General features: G+C 71.9%; 15 protein-coding genes. 8 read left to right on the top strand and 7 right to left on the bottom strand.

Annotation, left to right across the window (positions count from 1 at the left end):
• Positions 1–41: 41 nt before the first annotated feature.
• From ku to ligD, 3 genes are all read left to right on the top strand, one after another.
• Positions 42–1,055: a non-homologous end joining protein Ku gene (gene ku / locus JGS22_RS01940; protein ID WP_211040165.1), complete on the top strand. Its 1,014-nt coding sequence runs from the start codon at positions 42–44 to the stop codon at positions 1,053–1,055.
• An 85-nt stretch (positions 1,056–1,140) separates the two neighbouring features.
• The gene (locus JGS22_RS01935; protein ID WP_211040164.1) at positions 1,141–1,782 is read left to right on the top strand and encodes a DNA polymerase ligase N-terminal domain-containing protein; all 642 of its coding nucleotides are present in this window, start codon (positions 1,141–1,143) and stop codon (positions 1,780–1,782) included.
• On the top strand, positions 1,775–2,902 hold the full coding sequence (gene ligD, locus JGS22_RS01930; RefSeq protein ID WP_216814806.1) for a non-homologous end-joining DNA ligase: 1,128 nt from the start codon (positions 1,775–1,777) through the stop codon (positions 2,900–2,902). Before JGS22_RS01935 ends, ligD begins: the two co-directional genes overlap by 8 nt.
• Before the next feature lie 100 nt (positions 2,903–3,002).
• Here the strand turns inward: ligD and JGS22_RS01925 are convergent, their stop codons facing one another.
• On the bottom strand, positions 3,003–3,689 hold the full coding sequence (locus tag JGS22_RS01925; RefSeq protein ID WP_211040163.1) for an endonuclease: 687 nt from the start codon (positions 3,687–3,689) through the stop codon (positions 3,003–3,005).
• A 316-nt stretch (positions 3,690–4,005) separates the two neighbouring features.
• On the opposite strand from JGS22_RS01925, the gene JGS22_RS01920 reads away from it, so the two are divergent.
• The 4 genes from JGS22_RS01920 (at position 4,006) to JGS22_RS01905 (ending at position 6,402) form a co-directional block, all read left to right on the top strand.
• Positions 4,006–4,353, top strand: a complete 348-nt coding sequence (locus JGS22_RS01920) for a hypothetical protein (protein WP_211040162.1) — start codon at positions 4,006–4,008, stop codon at positions 4,351–4,353.
• Positions 4,354–4,505: 152 nt separating this feature from the next.
• Positions 4,506–4,832, top strand: coding sequence for a plasmid stabilization protein (locus JGS22_RS01915; RefSeq protein WP_211040161.1), 327 nt, complete (start codon positions 4,506–4,508; stop codon positions 4,830–4,832).
• 21 nt (positions 4,833–4,853) lie between these two features.
• Positions 4,854–5,084, top strand: coding sequence for a DUF6480 family protein (locus tag JGS22_RS01910; RefSeq protein ID WP_211040160.1), 231 nt, complete (start codon positions 4,854–4,856; stop codon positions 5,082–5,084).
• Positions 5,085–5,514: 430 nt separating this feature from the next.
• Positions 5,515–6,402, top strand: coding sequence for a glutamate ABC transporter substrate-binding protein (locus JGS22_RS01905; protein ID WP_211040159.1), 888 nt, complete (start codon positions 5,515–5,517; stop codon positions 6,400–6,402).
• A gap of 200 nt (positions 6,403–6,602) precedes the next feature.
• Here the strand turns inward: JGS22_RS01905 and JGS22_RS01900 are convergent, their stop codons facing one another.
• From JGS22_RS01900 to JGS22_RS01880, 5 genes are all read right to left on the bottom strand, one after another.
• Entirely contained in the window at positions 6,603–7,604 is a 1,002-nt protein-coding gene (locus JGS22_RS01900; protein ID WP_211040171.1) for an ABC transporter permease, read from the bottom strand.
• 80 nt (positions 7,605–7,684) lie between these two features.
• Positions 7,685–8,647, bottom strand: coding sequence for an ABC transporter permease (locus JGS22_RS01895; RefSeq protein WP_211040170.1), 963 nt, complete (start codon positions 8,645–8,647; stop codon positions 7,685–7,687).
• Positions 8,648–8,679: 32 nt separating this feature from the next.
• Positions 8,680–10,350 carry a sugar ABC transporter ATP-binding protein gene (locus tag JGS22_RS01890; protein ID WP_211040158.1) on the bottom strand — a complete coding sequence of 557 codons (1,671 nt, stop codon included), beginning with the start codon at positions 10,348–10,350 and terminating at the stop codon, positions 8,680–8,682.
• Between the two features lie 335 nt (positions 10,351–10,685).
• Positions 10,686–11,837: an ABC transporter substrate-binding protein gene (locus JGS22_RS01885; protein ID WP_211040157.1), complete on the bottom strand. Its 1,152-nt coding sequence runs from the start codon at positions 11,835–11,837 to the stop codon at positions 10,686–10,688.
• Between the two features lie 280 nt (positions 11,838–12,117).
• Positions 12,118–13,239, bottom strand: a complete 1,122-nt coding sequence (locus tag JGS22_RS01880; protein ID WP_211040156.1) for a LacI family DNA-binding transcriptional regulator — start codon at positions 13,237–13,239, stop codon at positions 12,118–12,120.
• Between the two features lie 174 nt (positions 13,240–13,413).
• Between JGS22_RS01880 and JGS22_RS01875 the strand changes: the two genes are divergently transcribed.
• Positions 13,414–16,065 (top strand): PA14 domain-containing protein, encoded by a 2,652-nt coding sequence (locus tag JGS22_RS01875; RefSeq protein WP_211040155.1) that lies wholly within the window; start codon positions 13,414–13,416, stop codon positions 16,063–16,065.
• A 241-nt stretch (positions 16,066–16,306) separates the two neighbouring features.
• Here JGS22_RS01875 and ulaA read toward each other — a convergent pair whose 3' ends face one another.
• Entirely contained in the window at positions 16,307–17,920 is a 1,614-nt protein-coding gene (gene ulaA, locus JGS22_RS01870; RefSeq protein WP_211040154.1) for a PTS ascorbate transporter subunit IIC, read from the bottom strand.
• Between the last annotated feature and the right edge of the window lie 171 nt (positions 17,921–18,091).

The raw sequence follows: 18,091 nt of genomic DNA, 5'->3' as shown, positions 1-18,091 counted from the left end.
GACGCCGCCGCCCGCCACCCTTCCGAGGAACGGGGTGTGCCATGGCCCGCCCGATCTGGACGGGAGCGCTGTCCTTCGGCCTGGTCAGCCTCCCCGTCAAGCTCTACGCAGCGACCCGGAGCCACACGATCCGCTTCCACCAGCTGGAGCGCGGCACCGGCGACCGGGTCCGCAACCGCCGGGTGAACGAGCGCACCGGCGAGGACGTCCGGCCCGACGACATCGTCAAGGGGCTGGACGTCGGCGACGACCAGTACGTCGTCGTGGAACCCGAGGAGCTGGACGACATCGCCCCTGGCCGCTCCAAGGCGCTGGAGATCAGCGGTTTCGTGGACCTCGACGAGGTCGAGCCGATCTACTTCGACCGCACCTACTACCTCGGACCGCAGGGCGAGGAGCACCAGAAGGTGTACGCCCTGCTCCGCGACGCGCTCGCCGAGTCCCACCGGGCCGGTATCGCCACCTTCGTCATGCGCGGCAAGGAGTACCTCGTCGCGGTGAAGGCGGAGGAGGGCATCCTCGCCCTGCACACCCTCCACTGGGCCGACGAGGTCCGCGACCCCGGCCGCGAGGTGCCGGAGCTGCCCGGCCGCACCGAGCCCGGCAAGGGCGAACTGCGCACCGCGCTCCAGCTGGTGGAGACGCTCACCGTCGACTGGGACCCGGAGGAGTACGAGGACACGTTCCAGGAGTCCGTACAGCGGTTGGTCGACGCCAAGAAGCGCGGCGAGACGGTGGCGAAGGCCGAGAAGGCGCCGGAGTCGACCAATGTGGTCGACCTGATGGACGCGCTGCGGGCCAGCGTGGACGACGCCGAGGGGCGCGGTGGGAAGAAGGGCTCGCGTCGCGGACGACGTTCCGCGAAACGGTCGGGGTCCGCCGCGAAGCAGGAGCGCGGCGGCGGCACGGACGCCGCGCTCGAAGAACTCACCAAGGACCAGCTCTACGAACGTGCCACCGAAGCGGGCGTACGGGGCCGCTCGCGGATGACCCGTGACCAGCTGCTCGCCGCGCTCGCCGAGGACGACGGCCGCTCCCGGGCGAAAGCCTCCTGACCACCGGGCCCGGGCGCCCGGCCCCCGCTCGCCCGCGCCCCGCTCGTACCCCCGCACCTCCGGCCACGACAGAAAGGCGCCAGAGGTGGACGACGACCGGCTCTCGACCTACCGGGCCAAGCGCCGCTTCGGCCGCACCCGCGAACCGCGCGGCCGGGCGCCGGCCGGCGGCGACCGGCCCGTGTTCGTGGTGCAGATCCACGACGCCCGCCGGATGCACTTCGACTTCCGACTGGAGGTCGAGGGCGTGCTGCGGTCGTGGGCGGTGCCGCGGGGCCCGTCCGCCGACGTGCGGGAGAAGAGGCTGGCCATGCCGACCGAGGACCACCCCATGGAGTACCGCCACTTCGAGGGCGTGATCGCCGCGGGCGAGTACGGCGCCGGGCCCGTCATCGTCTGGGACGAGGGCACCTATGAACCGCTGCCGGGCAGCACCGACGACCGGGGCCGTACGTTCCCCGAGGCGCTCGACCACGGGCACGCCACCTTCGTCCTGCACGGAGCCAAGCTCCACGGCGCCTACGCGCTCACCCGCTTCCGCGGCGGCCACGACTCCGGTGAACGCGATGCGTGGCTGCTGGTCAAGAAGAAGGACGCCCGCGCCGACGGCGGCGACGCCCCTGACCCACAGCGCGCCCGCTCGGTACGCACCGGACGCACCCTGCGCCAAGTGACGCGGGACGGCGACGTGGCGCGGGACGGCGACGGGGAGCACGGCGATGGCTGAGACACCGTCCCCCCGCCGGGCCGTCGCGCGCCGTGCAGCCGGCGGTGGCGTCGCGGGCCGCCGAGCGGCCCAACTCCCGCCCTCCGTAAGGGAAAAGGCGCCTCGCGACAGTCTGCTGGCCACGCTCGGGCCCGAGGAGGCGGCGCTGCTCGCGCCCGCGTCCGGCCCGTCGGCCTCCGCCTCCCGGCCGATGCTCGCCACCCCCAGCGAGCGGCGTACCTTCGGTCCCGAGTGGCTCTTCGAACGAAAGCTGGACGGCGTACGCACCCTGGCCACCCGTGACGACGGCGAGGTGCGGCTGTTCTCCCGCACCGCCCGTCCGGTGGACCGGAGCTACCCGGAGGTCGCCGAGGCACTCGCCGGGCAGCACGCCGACGGGTTCACCCTGGACGGGGAGATCGTCGCCCACGACGACACCGGACGCACGGACTTCGCGCTGCTCCAGCGCCGGATGCAGCTCACCGACGCCCGAAGGGCCCGGGCCACCGGCGTGGAGATCACCTACCACGTCTTCGACCTGCTGCGCCTGGACGGCGTGGACCTCACCCGCCTCCCGCTGCGAACCCGCAAGTCCCTGCTGCGCCGGGCGCTCGACTTCGACGATCCGATTCGCTTCACCCCGCACCGCAACGAGGGCGGGCAGGAACTGCTCGACGAGGCGTGCGCCCGGGGCTGGGAGGGCCTGGTCGCCAAACGCGCCGACTCCCGCTACCAGCACCGCCGTTCACCGGCGTGGTTGAAGCTCAAGTGCGCGGTCGGCCAGGAGCTGGTGGTGGGCGGCTTCACCGAGCCCTCCGGCTCCCGCGCGGGCTTCGGCGCACTGCTGCTCGGCTACTACGAACAGGGCGAACTGCGTTACGCGGGCCGGGTCGGCACCGGCTTCGACCACACCACCCTGCGGCTGCTCCGCGACGGACTCGACCGCATCGCACGGCCCACCTCCCCGTTCGCGACACCGCTGCGCGAACGCGGCGCCCACTGGGTCGAGCCCGTGCTCGTCGCCGAGATCGGCTTCACCGAGTGGACGCGCGACGGCCTGCTCCGCCACCCCAGGTTCCTGGGCCTGCGGCAGGACAAGAAGGCGCGGGACGTCGTACGTGAGCGGCCCGGCCGGGCCTGACGCCGCCGTCGCCCGCGGGCCCGGCCCTGCCCGCCCGCGGCCGACCCCGGGGTCCGGCGCCTGCGGGCCCGCCGTGCGCCCGCAGGTTCGCGGCCCGTGCTCAGGAACCGCCGTGCCCGCTGCCGGAGGCGGTGCGGGCGTCCTCGACGGAGCCCGCCACGGACCTGTCCAGGGCGGCCCGTACCAACGCCGCGGCGAACCGCGCCAGCTCCTCGCCGCCGACCAGCTTCGCCAGCCGGGCGGGCTCGGTCGGCAGGCCCAGCCGTTCGGCGCCCTGCGTCGCCTTGGTGTCCAGATGCGGTCTGAACTCGGGCCAGACTCCCTGCACCTCGCGCAGGAAGATGTCGGCGCCGGTCGGTCCGAGACCGGGTGCCTCCCGGAGCAGGCGCCGCATTCGGCCGGGGTCGCCGTCGGCCTCCTCGCGCAGACGGCGCAGATCACCGCCGCAGCGTTCCCCGACGAACTCGGCGCCGTTGCCGAGGGTGGTGGCGGTGCTTTCGTCGTAGCGGCGGTAGTGGCCCCGGCCCAACGCGTCGACCCGCTGCTGCCAGGTCGCCTCCCGCATCCGGTGCGGTGTGCTCATACCGGCGTCGTACAGCGCGCGGGCCGCGTCGACCGCGACTCCGGCCCTGATCGGGGCGCTGAGCAGACACGTGAGGACGAGCAGCTGGTAGAGGGGTTTGGGGGTGTCGCGCAGCCGGATCCCGGCCTCGGCCGCGTACGTCTGCCCGTGGGTTCGCAACAGTGCGCGTGCGGTCTCCTCGCGGGTGGTGGTGGCGCTGCTCATCTCTCTCGCTCCTTCGCGGACGGTTTCCGGTTCCCGCGGGCGGGCCGACGGCCTCACGGGTGGTCCGCGGCGCCGTGGGGCCGCTCGCCCGAGCGGCACGGGCCCGGCCCCCGAGCGGCACGGGCCCGGTACGGGAGCGCGCGGGTACCCGGGAGCCCGGGCGCCGCACCGGCGGCGCGGACGGGAGCCCGGTTCCGTCGGTTGTCCACGGAGGCCCGCTGCCGAGCGCAGACTCCTCCACCTCCTCCGTTAGACCTCACCGGACCGGGGCACTCGGCTTCCCTCGGGCCCAAACCGGACCAAACCGGAGAGGAAAGTGGCTTCGATGATGAATCTGCACACCGACCCGACAGTTCTCGCCGTCCTCGCGGACGACGACGGCGGCTGGTCGGCGGGGAACTGGGCATGGCTGATCGCCGGTCTGGTCGTGCTGGCACTCGTGATCGGCCTGCTGTCGTGGCTGATGCGCCGCGGCCGGCAGTCCCGTCACGACGACCACACGACGCGCCGTTCGGGAGCGACCCCGCAGACCGACGCCCGCCACACCCAGGACCCCCGCAGGGGCGACGACCTCGGTGGCGAGATCCGGGGCCAAGGCAAGGGCGGCGGAAAGCGAGGCATGGGCGGGCCCCGTCACGGCAGGGGACGCCCCCACACTCCGTGACACGGGGGACGTGACACGCGGAAGGCGGACGCACGACCGTGGCCCCCGGGGTTACGGTCGCCGCCCCGCGTACACGGGCCGCACCGCACCACCGCGGCCCGCCCGGCCGCACCGCACCACCGCCATGGAACGAGCCGCGACAGGAGGACACCATGCCCGCAGGCTCCAACAGGAAGCGTGAACGGCAGTACGAGCACATCAAGGAGGGCGCCGAGAAGCGCGGCACCTCCGAGGGGCGCGCCGAGGAGATCGCCGCTCGTACCGTCAACAAGCAGCGCGCCCGCTCCGGCGAGTCACGACGGGCCTCCCGCACTTCGACGCGGGACCCCAAGTCCGCCTACGAGCGCGGTGGCGAGCACTCGCACAGCGGCCCGCAGGGCCCGACCAAGGACCAGCTGTACGCGGACGCCCAACGGCAGAACGTCCAGGGCCGGTCCTCCATGAGCAAGGACGAGCTCCGCAAGGCGACGGGGCATTGAGCCCGGGAGCAGGTGGTGGGGATGCCGGCGCAGAACCCGGACCCGGACCCTCGTAGCTCGACGGGTCTGGAGCCCGGCGGCGGCGTACCGCCGGGTGAGACCCCGCCGGGGGAGGCCAGTACCTCCTCGGGGGCGGGCCCGTGGGAGCGGCGCCGGCGCGGCTGGACGAAGGGGCCGCTGTTCGCGATCGTACTGATCACGCTGATGTTCGCGGGTTTCTTCCTCGGCTACGCCTTCTTCCTCGCCCGCTGAACGGGCGGGTGCCGCCGAGCGCCCGGCAATCGTCCGCCGTCATCACCGTCACGCGGTGATGGCGGCGGACGCGTGTGCGCGCCGGCCCGCGCCCGACCCGCCTGTCCGACCCGCGCCGACCAGCGTTCCGTCGTGGTCCGCGTACGGATCCTCGCGATTCCCGCGGGGTGCGGCTGCGTTTCGCGCGCGTTCCGACCCCCGTGGGCGAGGCATGATCCAACTCCTGATGGGGGAGGGACCTGTGGGCAGATCCGGATGACTGGCCGGACACTCCTCGGGGACGGGGAGATCACGGCGCGCTCACGAATGAGTGCCGAGACGTGTGTACCGCACCACGAGGGGTGGACGAGCGGCGGAGGTATCCGGATAAAGTTCGGCGACCCGGGTGATGGCTGGGCCGCACCCCTGAGTGGATCACCTGGAGCTGGCAATGGCAGTGCGTACCCGGATAGCCGTGGTCGGGGCCCTTCTCGCCCTGCTGGCGGCGGGCTGCGGTGACGACTCGGATTCCAAGGACAAGTCGATCCAGGTCGACACCGACGCCAGCTTCCCGGCCGGTTCGACGATGGCCGAGCTGAAGGACAAGGGCACGGTCCGCATCGGGGTCAAGTACGACCAGCCGAACGTGGGCTTCCGCGAGTCCGAGGACAAGGCGCCCGAGGGGTTCGACGTGGAGATCGCCAAGATCCTCGCGGGCCGGCTGGGGATCGCGCCGAGCGAGATCACCTGGGTCGAGGCGCAGTCCAAGGACCGCGAGTCGATGTTGAGGGAGGGCCGGGTCGACCTGATCGTCGCCTCGTACTCGATCACCGAGGACCGGCTGAAGCAGGTCGGCATGGCGGGCCCCTACTACGCGACCGGGCAGCAGCTGCTGGTGCGCAAGGGCGAGGGCGACATCAACGGGCCCAAGGACATCGCCGACAAGAGCATCTGCGCCGCCAGCGGCAGCACCTCTCTCGCGGCGCTGGAGAAGAAGTACGGGGCGGAGTCGAGCCCGGCGAACACGTACGGGCAGTGTGTGAACCAGCTGCTGGAGAAGAAGGTCGACGCGGTCACCACCGACGGCGCGATCCTGCTCGGCTACGCCGCCGACCGGCCGGACGAGCTGGAGGTCGTGGGCGAGCCGTTCTCCGAGGAGAACTACGGCGTGGGCTATCGGCGCGGCGACTCCGCGATGTGCGAGTTCCTCACGCACGCCATCAAGCGCACGCACCGGGACGGCAGTTGGGCCCAGGCGCTCTCGCGGACCCTGTGGAAGTCCACCGGCGGCACCCCCGAGCCCGGGGTCGAGCCCTGCCCCGAGGCAGCCGCCCAGTAGCCTCCCCGGCCGCGTACGGGCGCCCGCCGCCCTCGGCGGTGGTACGGCACGGGACCGGCGGAGCGGGCCGCAACGTACGCCTCCCCGTGCCGCCCTCGCCCGCGCCGCCCCGGGTCGGACGGTCGTACGCCGGCGCCCCGGGCCGTCCGCCGCCCCGCGCCCGCCCCGCCCGCCCGGGTCCGGTTCCGGGGCGGGCGGGGCTACATGACGCGTCTGCGCCGGGCGAGCCAGGTCTGTACGACGACCACCACGATCAGGAAGACACCGCTGACGACCTGTTGGTAGGCGGCTTCCAGCGAACCGATCTGGTTGATGATGTTCTGGATGACCTTCAGCAGCAGCACGCCCACCAACGAGCCGCTGACGAAGCCGAGTCCGCCGGTCAGCAGGGTGCCCCCGATGACGACGGCGGAGATCGCCTCCAACTCCATGCCCTGGCCCAGGATGGTGATGCCGGAGGTCAGCCAGCCGGCGTTGAGTGCACCGGCCAGCCCGGCGAGGAGCCCGGAGAGCACATAGACGGTGATCTTGGTGCGGACGACGGGTGCGCCCATCAGGGACGCCGCGTCCTCGTTGCCGCCGACCGCGTAGACGTGCTGGCCGAAGCGGCTGCGGCGCAGCGCCAGTCCGCCGACGGCGAAGAGCCCGACGGTGATCCAGATCGGGAGCGCGATGCCCAGCAGCGAGCCGCGGCCCAGTTCGCCGATGAAGGAGCCCTCGGCGACGAGGTAGGTCTCGTTGCCCTCGTCGGTGATGTTCAGCATCAGCCCGCGGGCGCCGAGCATCGAGGCGAGGGTGACGATGAACGGCGCGAGCCTGGTGCGGGCGATCAGCAGCCCGTTGATCAGACCGAAGCCGCCGCACACCAGCAGCGGCAGCAACAGCGCGACGAGAAAGCCGTGTTGGGAGCCCCAGGCCGCGAGCACCCCGCCCAGTGCGAAGACCGAGCCGACCGACAGATCGATTCCGCCGCTGATGATCACGAACGTCATGCCCAGCGCCACGATCGCCAGGAAGGCCGAGGAGAGCGCCACGTTCTCCAGGTTGGCGCCGGTCGCGAAGGTCTCGAAGGTCAGCGAGGCGACCGCCACCGTCAGCACGAGCGCGACCAGCGCACCGTGCCGCTGGGCGAAGGCGCTCAGCTGCTCGTTGCGCCGCGCCTTCGGCCGGTCGACGCCCCGGGGCCGGTCGGGGCCCGGCAGCCCTTCTCCGCTCCGACCGGATGTCGGATCGGCCACCGTGGTGCCCGAACTTCCGCGCGAGAAGACCGAGTTGAGCGCGTTCACCGCTTTCCCCTCTCCCGCGCCGCGTAGACCGCGAGCACGATGACGGCGGCCTGAGCCATCTGCGTCCAGGACGGCGGCAGATCGTGTTTGATCAGCGTCGCGGTCAGCAGCTGGATCAGTACGGCGCCGGCGACCGTCCCGGCGATCCGCACCCGGCCACCGGCCAGCGACGTACCGCCGACGACCACGGCGGTGATGGCGGACAGCTCCATCAGGTTGCCGAGCGCGGTCGGATCGGACGCCCCCAGCCGCGCGGTGGCGAGAAAGCCGGCGGTGGCGGCCAGCACACCGGAGCAGACGTAGACGCAGATCAGCACCCGCCGTACCGGAAGTCCCGCCAGCTCGGCGGCCGGTCGGCTGTCGCCGATCGCCAGCAGCTGCCGCCCGAAGGTGGTGCGGCGCACCGTGAACCCGACCACCAGCACCAGGGCCAGCGCGATCAGCGCCGGATACGGGACGCCGAGCAGGTCGCCGGAGCCCAGCGAACGCATGCCCTCGTCCCGCACGTCCCGCAGCTGGGGAAGCAGTACGAGCGCGAGCCCCTTCGCGCCGACCATCAACGCCAGGGTGGCGACGATGGGTTGCACCCCGATGAAGGCCACCAGCGAACCGTTCAGTACGCCGACCGCGATACCGCCGACGATCGCCACCAGCAGCGCCAGCCACGGTCCGTAGCCGAGATAGAGCGCGATCAGCGAGGTGGAGAGCGCCATGACCGAGCCGACCGACAGGTCGATGCCCTCGGTGCCGATCGCCAGCGCCATGCCCAGCGCCACGATGAGGATGGGCGCGACCTGGACGGCCTGGGTGCGGAAGTTCTCCGCCGACAGGAAGTGGTCGGTGAAGGCGGTGTTGAAGATCAGCAGCACCGCGACGCCCGCGTAGACGCCGTACGTCTGGAGCCAGGCGGTGGCCGCTGCGCGCCGCGCGGCGCCGGGCGGGGGGCCGGCCGCCCCCAGCCCGGCGGTTGCCTGCTCTGCCGTTCTGGTCGTCAAGACCGACCACCCTCTCGTGACCTCTTCTCGTGCGCGGAGCCGGTCCGCGCCGGGCCCGTGTCCCGTTCCCCGGCGGGGGGCCGACCGGGCACACCGGATTCGGCGGGGACGGCCGTTCCGCCGCCGGGTTCGTCCGGCCCGGCCCGCGGCCCGGTGTGCGCCGCCTCCTCGGCGGCGGAGGCGATGGCGCGCATCAGCCGGTCCTCGGTGACGTCGTCGCCCGCCAACTCCTCCACCACCGCGCCGTCGCGCAGCACCACGACCCGGTCCGAGCCCTCGATCAGCTCCTCCAGATCGGAGGAGATCAGTACGACACCGAGGCCGCCCTCGGCGAGTTCGTCGATCAGCTTCTGCACCTCGGCCTTGGCGCCGACGTCGATTCCCCGAGTGGGCTCGTCGAGCAGCAGCACCTTCGGCTCGGCGGCGAGCCAGCGGGCGAGCAGCACCTTCTGCTGGTTGCCGCCGGAGAGTTCGCCGACCGGCTGGCGCGGCGAGGAAGCCTTGATGCGCAGCCGCCGGACGAAGGTGTCGACGATGGCGTCGATACGCGATTCGGAGACCAGGCCCGCGCGGGAGAGCCGGGGGAGGATCGCCAGCGCGATGTTCTCGCGCACCGACAGTCCGGGCCAGATCCCCTCGGACTTGCGGTCCTCGGGCAGCAGCGAGATGCCCGCTCCGATGGCCGCGGCGGTCGAACCGGTGCGCAGCGGCCTGCCGGCGACGGTGACGCGCCCGGCGGCGAGCGGCAGCGCGCCCGCGATGGCCTTGACCGTCTCGGTGCGGCCGGAGCCCAGCAGCCCCCCGAGTCCGACGACCTCGCCGGGCCGTACCGCGAGGGAGACCTCGTGCAGCTTGTGCGGGACGGTCAACCCCGCGGCGTCCAGCACCGGTTCGCGACCGGCGCTGTGGTCGGCCCCGAACCTGGTGGCGCCCTCGGCGCGCACCTCGCCGATATCGCGGCCGAGCATCAGCGAGACGAGTTCCAGGCGTTCCAGCTCGGCGATCGGCCCGGTGTGCACCCGGCGGCCGTCGCGCAACACCGTGACCCGGTCGCAGACGGCGTACAGCTCGTCCAGCCGGTGGCTCACGTACAGCACGGCGACGCCCGCGGCCCGCAGCCGGCGGATGACACCGAACAGCGTCTCCACCTCGCGCGGTTCCAGCGAGGAGGTCGGCTCGTCCATCACCACGACGCGGGCGTTGACCGAGACGGCCCGCGCCAGCGCCACCATCTGCTGGGCACCGACGCCCAGTTCGCGCAGCGGGCGCCGTACGTCGGTGTGGACGCCGTACTCGCGGAGGGTGTCGGCGGCCTCGCGGTGCATCCGTGCGAAGTCGATCAGCCGGAAGCGGTTGAGCGGTTCCCGGCCGAGGTGGAGGTTGCGGGCCACGCTCATCAGGGGGACGAGGTTGACCTCCTGGTAGATCGTGGAGATGCCCGCACCCTGCGCCGCCAGCGGGGTGGCGAAGGCGGCCGGCTCACCGTGGTGCAGCAACTCGCCCTCGTCGGGCCGGTACACACCGGTGAGCACCTTGATCAGGGTGGACTTGCCGGCGCCGTTCTCGCCGATGAGCGCGTGCACCTCGCCCGGCCGCAGGGTGAAGTCCACGTCGTCCAGGGCGAGTACGCCGGGGAAGCGTTTGGTGAGCCCGCGCACGGCGAGCACACCGGTGCCCGCCTCGGAGGGCTGCGGTCCCGGCTCTGGGGTTCGCGGACGTGTCCCGGGGGATTGCGGGCCCGGCCTCGGGGCCTCGGACGGCTGCGCGGACTTCCGCGGTTCTGCGTCGGGGGCGGGATCGGTCACGGCACGCCTTCCGTACGGTCTCGTCTGCGGCCGGTCGTGCTCAACCGGCTGTCTCCCACTGCGCCGCCTCCGGTTCCTGGGCGCACGCCGGTGCGGTGGCGCACGCCCGGGAAGTTCGCGGTGCACTGCCGGGCCGGCCGACTCCCCGGGTCCGGGGGAGGTCGCCGGGCCTGCGGCAGCGGCGGCGGAGGTGCGGGTCAGTACGCCCGGGACAGACCGTCCTCGGCGTTGTCCCGGGTGTAGATGGTGTCCTCGATGAGGATGCTCCGGCCGACCTCGTCGCCCTCGGTGAAGGTCTCCAGCGTCTGGAAGGCGAGCGGACCGAAGCGCGGATTGGACTCCACGACGCCGTAGATCCACTTGTCGACGATGCCCTGGACCGCGTTCTTGGTCCCGTCGACCGTGACGATCTTGACGTCGCCGGCCTTCTTGCCCGCGCCCTTGAGCGCGTTGACCGCGCCGAGCCCCATCTCGTCGTTCTCCGCGTAGACGCCGTCGACGCCCGGCCGGGACTGGATCAGCTGCTCGGTGACCTGCTGGCCCTTCTCTCGGGCGAACTCGCCGGTCTGCTCGAAGACCACCTTCAGCTCGGGCGCTTTCTCCTTGATCCGGTCCTTGAATCCCTTGGTGCGCTCGGTGGTGACGTTGTTTCCGGGGCTGCCGAGCAGGATCGCCACCTCGCCCTTGCCGCCGGTCGCCTTGATCATCTGGTCGGCGGCGTGGCCGCCCTGGGCGACGAAGTCGGAGCCGATGAAGGAGACGTAGTCCTTGCACGCCTCGGCGTTGATCTGGCGGTCCACGGTGACGATGGGGATCTTGCGCGCCGCCGCGGACTTGAGCACCGGGCCCCAGCCGTCGCTGTTGAGGGGGGCGATGACCAGCAGGTCCACGCCTTTGGCGATCAGATCCTGCACATCGCTGATCTGCTTGGAGAACTGCGACTGCGCGTTGGCGGTCAGCAGTTTGACGCCGCGCTTCTTCGCCTCGGCCTTGATCGAGGCGGTCTCGGCGATCCGGAAGGGGTTGGCCTCCTTCTCGGACTGGGAGAAGCCGACGGTGGCGTTCGCGAGGTCGATCTCCTCGCCGCCGTAGCTGTCGATGGTGCAGCCCTTGGCGCCGGGGGAGGGCTCCACCGCCACCTGGCCGCCCTGGTCCGCGGAGTCGGAGGCCGAGTCGGAACCCGAGCCGTCGCTTTCGGACTTGGCGCAGCCGGCCGCCAGCACCAGACTCGCGCTGAGGCCCAGCGCGAGAAGCACCCGGGAGCGCCGGGGCACGCCGGGGCGGCCCCCGGGCGCGGCGGAGGCGTCCGCTGCGGTGCGGACGGTGTGGCGACGAGCGTGCGGCTTCATGGCTACCCCACTGTGGAAGGTCTGCTGAGGACGACTTCTGAGAGGGTTTTTACATCGTTGGAAGACGCGTGTAAACACTTCGCGCACGATCTCCCGTACCCCGGGCGGGGGTTGGGCACACTGCCGCACGTCGCCCCGTACGCCCCGGTGGCCCCGATCGCCCCGCTGTGCCCGGGTCGCCGCCTTCGCCGGCGGCGCACGCACGGTGCGGCCAGGGCGCTCGGCCACCGGCGTTCCGCCCCCGGAACGCGGCCACCGGCCCCTGCGCCCGTCGACGGCGTCAGCCGGACGTGGCCGCCCGTACCCGGCCCAGCGTGCTCTCCCGCTCCACCAGCCGGAATCCGGGATCGATCTCCCGGCCGGCCCGGCCGTTGCCCACCCTGCCCGGGGCGCCCGCCCTGCCCGGCTGCCCGGTGGTTGCGTCCTGGGTCTCCGCCGTCCCGGAGGTCGCCGACTCCGCTTTCCCGTCGGCCAGTTGGTGCACCACCGACTCGACCGCGAGACGCGCGATGGCCTGTTTGTCGGGCGAGACCGTCGTCAGCGAGACCGTTCCGAAACGGCCCTCGCTGAGGTCGTCGAAGCCGACCACCGCGATGTCCTCCGGCACCCGCAGTCCGCGCTCGGCCATCACCCGCATCGCGCCTATCGCCACCAGGTCGTTGTACGCGAACACCGCGTCCGGGCGCTGCCCCGCGTCCAGCAGCGCCGCCATGGCCGCCGCCCCGTCCGCCCGGCTCCAGCCCTCGACCGAGCCGATCAGCGCCTGGTCGGCGGTCACCCCCGCCGCGGCCAACTCCGCCTGCCAGCCGAGAAGTCGCAGATGGGAGGGTTGGCTCGGCCGGTCGCCGCGCGAGCCGAGGAAGGCGATCCGCCGCCTGCCCAGGTCCAGCAGATGCCGTACGACGGCGCGGGCGGCGGAGATGTTGTCGATCGCGATGTGGTCGTAGGGCAGGTCGTAGCTGCGTTCGCCGATCAGTACCAGCGGGGTGTCGTCGGCGCGGGCGGCCAGATCCTCGGCCTCCAGCTCCAGCGGGTTGAGGATCAGCCCGTCGATCACCCGCGCGCGGAAGCCCTGGGTGACGAGGAGCTCCCGCTCCCTGCTGCCCTGGGTGTGGTCGAGCAGCACCGTGTAGTCGTGGCGGGCGGCGGCGTCGATCACCGCTCCGGCGAGCTCGGCGAAGTAGGGGTTCTCCAGCTCGGGAACAGCGAGCGCGATGATGCCGGTACGTCCTTTTCGCAGGTGGCGGGCGGTCAGGTTGGGCTGATAGCCGAGTTCGTCGATCGCCTGCTGAACCTTCTGGCGCGTCGCCGGGGTGACGTGCTTGAAGTTGTTCACCACGTTCGAGACGGTCTTGATCGAGACCTCGGCACGCACCGCTACGTCCTTGAGACTGACCCTCACCTGGACTCCTCCGTTGTGGCCCGCCGTCGTCCGGCTTGTGGCTGTCGTGCACCTGGACAGGGCGCAGGAGGCGTGCTGTCATGCCAACTGCCCTTGTTTCTAACGTTATACAAGAGGGATCGAAGCAAGGGCAGAGCTCGTCACCGCCTCTCCCACACTCCTCCCGGAGGTACCGTGAGACGTGCACGTACCTGGTTGACGGCCCTGACGGCCGTCCTCGCCCTCCTCGCTCTCGCCCTCGGCGCCGGCCCCAGCGCGACCGCCGCCGACGAGGACCAGAGCACCAAGAAGAACCAGCGCAAACCCGACCGGAGCTCCGTGACCAACGGGCTGAAGGGCGAGTACTGGACCCAGTCGGCCCCCGGCGCCTACGACTTCGACAAGCTCCAGGCCACCGCGTACGACCCGGCCCTGGCCTTCAACGACCTCGCGCCCCGCCTCCAGGAGCGCGCCACCCGCACCGACCACACCACCGCCCGCTGGACCGGCAGCCTCACCCCCGAGTCCGACGGTGAGCACGTCTTCCACCTGGTCGGTGACAACGGCTTCCGCCTCTGGCTCGACGACGAGCTCCTCATCGACCACTGGGTCGGCGACTGGGACAACGAACAGTCCTCCGAGCCCGTCGAGTTGACCGGCGGCGCCGCCCACGACCTCAAGGTCGAGTACTTCAACGAGACCGGCGGCTCCAGCCTCACCCTCTCCTGGTCGCCGCCCGGCGCGGAGAAGGCCAAGGTCCCGGCCTCCGCGCTCAGCCTGCCTGACGACTTCGAGTACGACGGCCCCACCACCGCCGACGTCGGGGCCACCGGCCGCACCCTGGAGCTGGACTTCGGCCGTCCGATGGCCGCCCCGCCCGCCGACCTGACCGAGCACCTGAACGCGGTCATCGGTGGCGCGAAGTGGCCGCTCGCGGGCGTGACGCAGGACCCGAAGGACTCCGGACGACTGCTGGTCGCCCTGGAGCAACCCGTCGTCGGCCAGGGCGGATTCGCCGATCTGCGCTACGACGGCAAGGGCGGCCTCGCCGACGCCGAGGGCGAGGAGATCGGCGACTTCTGGACGTCCGGCGAGAACAACTCCACGTACCAGCTGCGCACCGAATGGGCCGACGAGGTCGGTCCCGACAACGCGCTGCCCGAGTACCCCCGCCCGCAGCTCAAGCGCGAGCAGTGGCAGAACCTCAACGGCACCTGGCAGTTCTCCGGCGCCGAGGAGGGCGAGGCCCCGCCGATCGGCAAGAAGCGGAAGCTCGACGAGGAGATCCTGGTCCCGTACCCGGTCGAGTCCGAGCTGTCCGGCATCGAGCGGCACGAGGAGCGCATGTGGTACAAGCGCTCGTTCGAGGTGCCCGAGGGCTGGGAGGTCGGCTCCGGCAAGCGGCTGAAGCTGCACTTCGACGCCGTCGACTGGCAGACCACGGTGCATGTCAACGGCAAGGAGGTCGCCACCCACAAGGGCGGGTACGACCGCTTCAGCGTCGATGTCACCGACGCGCTCAAGGGTGACGGACCGCAGGAGCTGGTCGTGGGCGTCTACGACCCGACCGACTCCGCCGACGGTGAGAACCCGCCGGTCGGCAAGCAGCGCCTGAAGCCCGAGGGCATCTGGTACACCCCGTCCTCCGGCATCTGGGGAACGGTCTGGATGGAGCCGGTCGTCGAGAACCACACCACCCATGTGAAGACGACGCCCGACATCGACGCCGAGCGGGTCGCCGTACAGGCCAGGGGAGTTGCCGAGGGCACGACCGTGACCGCTGTCGCGCTCGACGGCGAGAAGGAGGTCGGCCGCGCCACCGGTACCGGCGACGGGTCCTTCGACGTGCCGGTGCCCGAGCCCCGGCTCTGGTCGCCGGACGACCCGCACCTCTACACCCTGAAGGTGACCGTCGGCGAGGGCGATTCGGCGGACACCGCGGAGAGCTACTTCGGGATGCGCAAGATCACCGTCGAGACGGTCGACGGCGAGAAGCGCACCGTGCTCAACGGCAAGCCCGTCTTCTCCATGGCCACCCTCGACCAGGGCTTCTGGCCCGAGGGCCTGCACACCCCGCCCACCGACGAGGCGCTCGCCTACGACCTGGAGGTGCACAAGCAGCTCGGCTTCAACTCGGTGCGCAAGCACATCAAGGTCGAGTCCGACCGCTGGTTCCACCACGCCGACCGGCTCGGCCTGCTCGTCTGGCAGGACATGCCGTCGATGCGTTCGGACCGGGAGCCCGACGAGGCCGCCCGCGCCCAGTACGAGACCGAGCTGAAGCGCATGATCCAGCAGCACGACAGCTCGCCGTCGGTGATCATGTGGGTCACCTTCAACGAGGGCTGGGGCCAGTACGACCAGGCCCGGATCGCCGACTACGCCAAGGAGTTGGACCCCAGTCGCCTCGTCAACAACATGAGCGGCCACAACTGCTGCGGCGCGGTCGACGGCGGCAACGGCGACATCTCGGACGCCCACGGCTACCCGAGCCCGCTCCTGCCGGACTCCGACGGCACCCGGGCGCTGGTCACCGGTGAGTACGGCGGTCTCGGTCTGGCCGTCCCCGGCCACGCCTGGCCGGTCCGCCACACCTACGTGGGTGTGGAGAAGGACATCTTCACCGAGGAGTACCTGACCAAGCTCGGCGAGGTGGAGCAACTGGCCGCCTGCCGGGCCAGCAGCGGCGCCGTCTACACCCAGATCTCCGATCTGGAGGGCGAGTTGAACGGGCTCCTGACCTACGACCGGAAGGTGCTGAAGGGCGACACGGAGAAGTTGAAGGCGGCGCACGAGGCCCTGATCAAGGGCGCATCCGAGGGCACCCTCGACTGCACCGACTCCTGACCGACTCCTGAGGAAACGCTCCGCGGCGCGGGGCCGGACCGAGTGTCCGGGCCCGCGCCCACCGGGGCTGACCGTTTGTCCGCGACGCGCCGAGCGGTCGACGCACAGGGACGGCTCGTACCCCGCCCGGGTACGAGCCGTCCGTCGTGCGCGGTGAGGTCGTGCGCGGTGAGTGGCGTCTCGAGAGGCGCCCCGCGGACGGGGCGTGTGGGGAGAGTGCGCCCCGTCCGGTGGCGCGCGGCTACTCCGCGGGCGGCGGGGGCGGGGCGGGAGCGCCGGCCGGCGGCGCGATCCGTACGGCCGTACCCGTCACGCCGCCCCGCCCGGCCGCCGACCCGTCGGCGCGGCCCCCGCCGTCGTACGCCCCGACGTCCCCGCCCGCGCCGGTGTTCGCGCTCCGCGCGGGGGCGAGCGCGTCGCGGTGCGCGCCGGGGTCCCAGCCGGTGTCGACCACCCTGCGCTGCATCCAGATCGCCGCGCCCAGGATCACCGCTCCCAGCAGCAGCATCAGCACGACGCCGCCGACGGTGCCGGCCTTGGCGGCGTACCCGGTGAGCGCGCCGAACCAGCCGAAGTCGGCGTCGCCGAAGGTGGTGTTCTCCTTGCCGAAGGCGCCCAGCACCTTCAGCAGCAGCGCGGGCAGCATGGTGATCAGCACACCGTTGAGGAAGGCGCCGAGCACCGCGCCCCGCCGGCCGCCGGTGGCGTTCCCGTAGACGCCGGCGGCGCCACCGGTGAAGAAGTGCGGCACGAGGCCCGGCAGCACCAGCGCCAGCCCGAACGCCGGCTCGAAAACCCAGGTCAGCAGTGCCAGTGTGAAGAGGCCGCCGGTGAAGCTGGAGAGGAAGCCGACCAGTACCGCGTTCTGTGCGTACGGGAAGACGATCGGCGCGTCCAGCGAGGGCACCGCGCCCGGCACCAGCTTGGCCGCGATGCCCTGGAAGGCGGGCACCAGCTCTCCCAGGATCGTCCGGACGCCGAAGAGGATCACCGCGACCGCGATGCCGAACTGGAGCCCCTGCATCACCGACATCATCAGGTAGTTGCCGATGTCGGTCGCCTGCGCGCCGCCCGCCTCGGCGAAGACCGCCAGCGCCTCGGACTCGCCGACCCTGACCAGGTAGACGATCGCCACGGTGAGATAGATGACCAGCATCGAGAGCGCCGTCGCCACCATGGAGTCGCGCAGGAAGCGCAGCCCCTCGGGGAGGTTCATCTCCTCGGTGCTGCGGCTGCGTCTGCCGACCAACTGCCCGGTGGCGCCCGCCAGCACGTACCCCGCCGTGCCGAAGTGGCCGATCGCCACGGTGTTGTTGCCGGTCACGCGCTTGGTCCACGGATGCGCGAAGGCCGGCATCGCGACCAGCATGATGCCCATCAGCACACCGCCGACCGCGACCACGATCCACGACTGGTGGCCGGCCGCGGCCAGCACCACCGTGAGCAGCGTCGCCATGAACAGCATGTGGTGCCCGGTCAGGAAGACGTACCGCAGCGGGGTGAAGCGGGCGAGCAGCAGACTGATGCCGAAGCCGAGAATCATCAGCCAGGCCACCCGGGCGCCGAACTCGGCCTGGGCGATGCCGACGATCGCCTCGTTGGTCGGGATCACGCCCTGGGCGCCGGTCGCGCCGAGGATCATCTCGCCGAGCGGGGCGAGCGCGTCCACCACGAGCGTGGCGCCCGCGCCGATCAGCAGGAAGCCGAGCGTCGCCTTGATCGCGCCGCCGAGCACCTGCCCGGTGGACTTGCGCAGCGCGATCAGACCGGCTGCGGTGATGAGGCCGATGAGGTAGGCGGGTTCGCTCAGTACCTCGTTGACGATGAATTGTGCGGGTGTGACCAGCCAGTTCAAGAGTGGGGTTCCGTTCTGCTCCGTGGTGTGTGCCCGCCCGTCGCGGGGCGTGGTGCCGACGGGCCGGGGAGAGGCGGTGCGGAGTGCTTCGTTCGCCCGGGAGCTTCCGGCTCTCCCGAGCAGCTGGTTGCCCCGCGCGGTGCGCCGTCGTGCGCACGAGACGCCGCAGGG

The sequence above is a fragment of the Streptomyces tardus genome (genome assembly GCF_018101125.2).
Lineage (GTDB): Bacteria > Actinomycetota > Actinomycetes > Streptomycetales > Streptomycetaceae > Streptomyces > Streptomyces tardus.
Note: the sequence above shows the minus strand (reverse complement) of the source record. Positions and strands in the feature narration are given on the sequence as shown.

Coding starts and splice junctions, on each gene's coding strand:
- ku (WP_211040165.1), top strand. CDS start 42: ATGGCCCGCCCGATCTGGACGGGAGCGCTGTCCTTCGGCCTGGTCAGC.
- ligD (WP_216814806.1), top strand. CDS start 1,775: ATGGCTGAGACACCGTCCCCCCGCCGGGCCGTCGCGCGCCGTGCAGCC.
- JGS22_RS01925 (WP_211040163.1), bottom strand. CDS start 3,689: ATGAGCAGCGCCACCACCACCCGCGAGGAGACCGCACGCGCACTGTTG.
- JGS22_RS01915 (WP_211040161.1), top strand. CDS start 4,506: ATGCCCGCAGGCTCCAACAGGAAGCGTGAACGGCAGTACGAGCACATC.
- JGS22_RS01910 (WP_211040160.1), top strand. CDS start 4,854: ATGCCGGCGCAGAACCCGGACCCGGACCCTCGTAGCTCGACGGGTCTG.
- JGS22_RS01905 (WP_211040159.1), top strand. CDS start 5,515: ATGGCAGTGCGTACCCGGATAGCCGTGGTCGGGGCCCTTCTCGCCCTG.
- JGS22_RS01885 (WP_211040157.1), bottom strand. CDS start 11,837: ATGAAGCCGCACGCTCGTCGCCACACCGTCCGCACCGCAGCGGACGCC.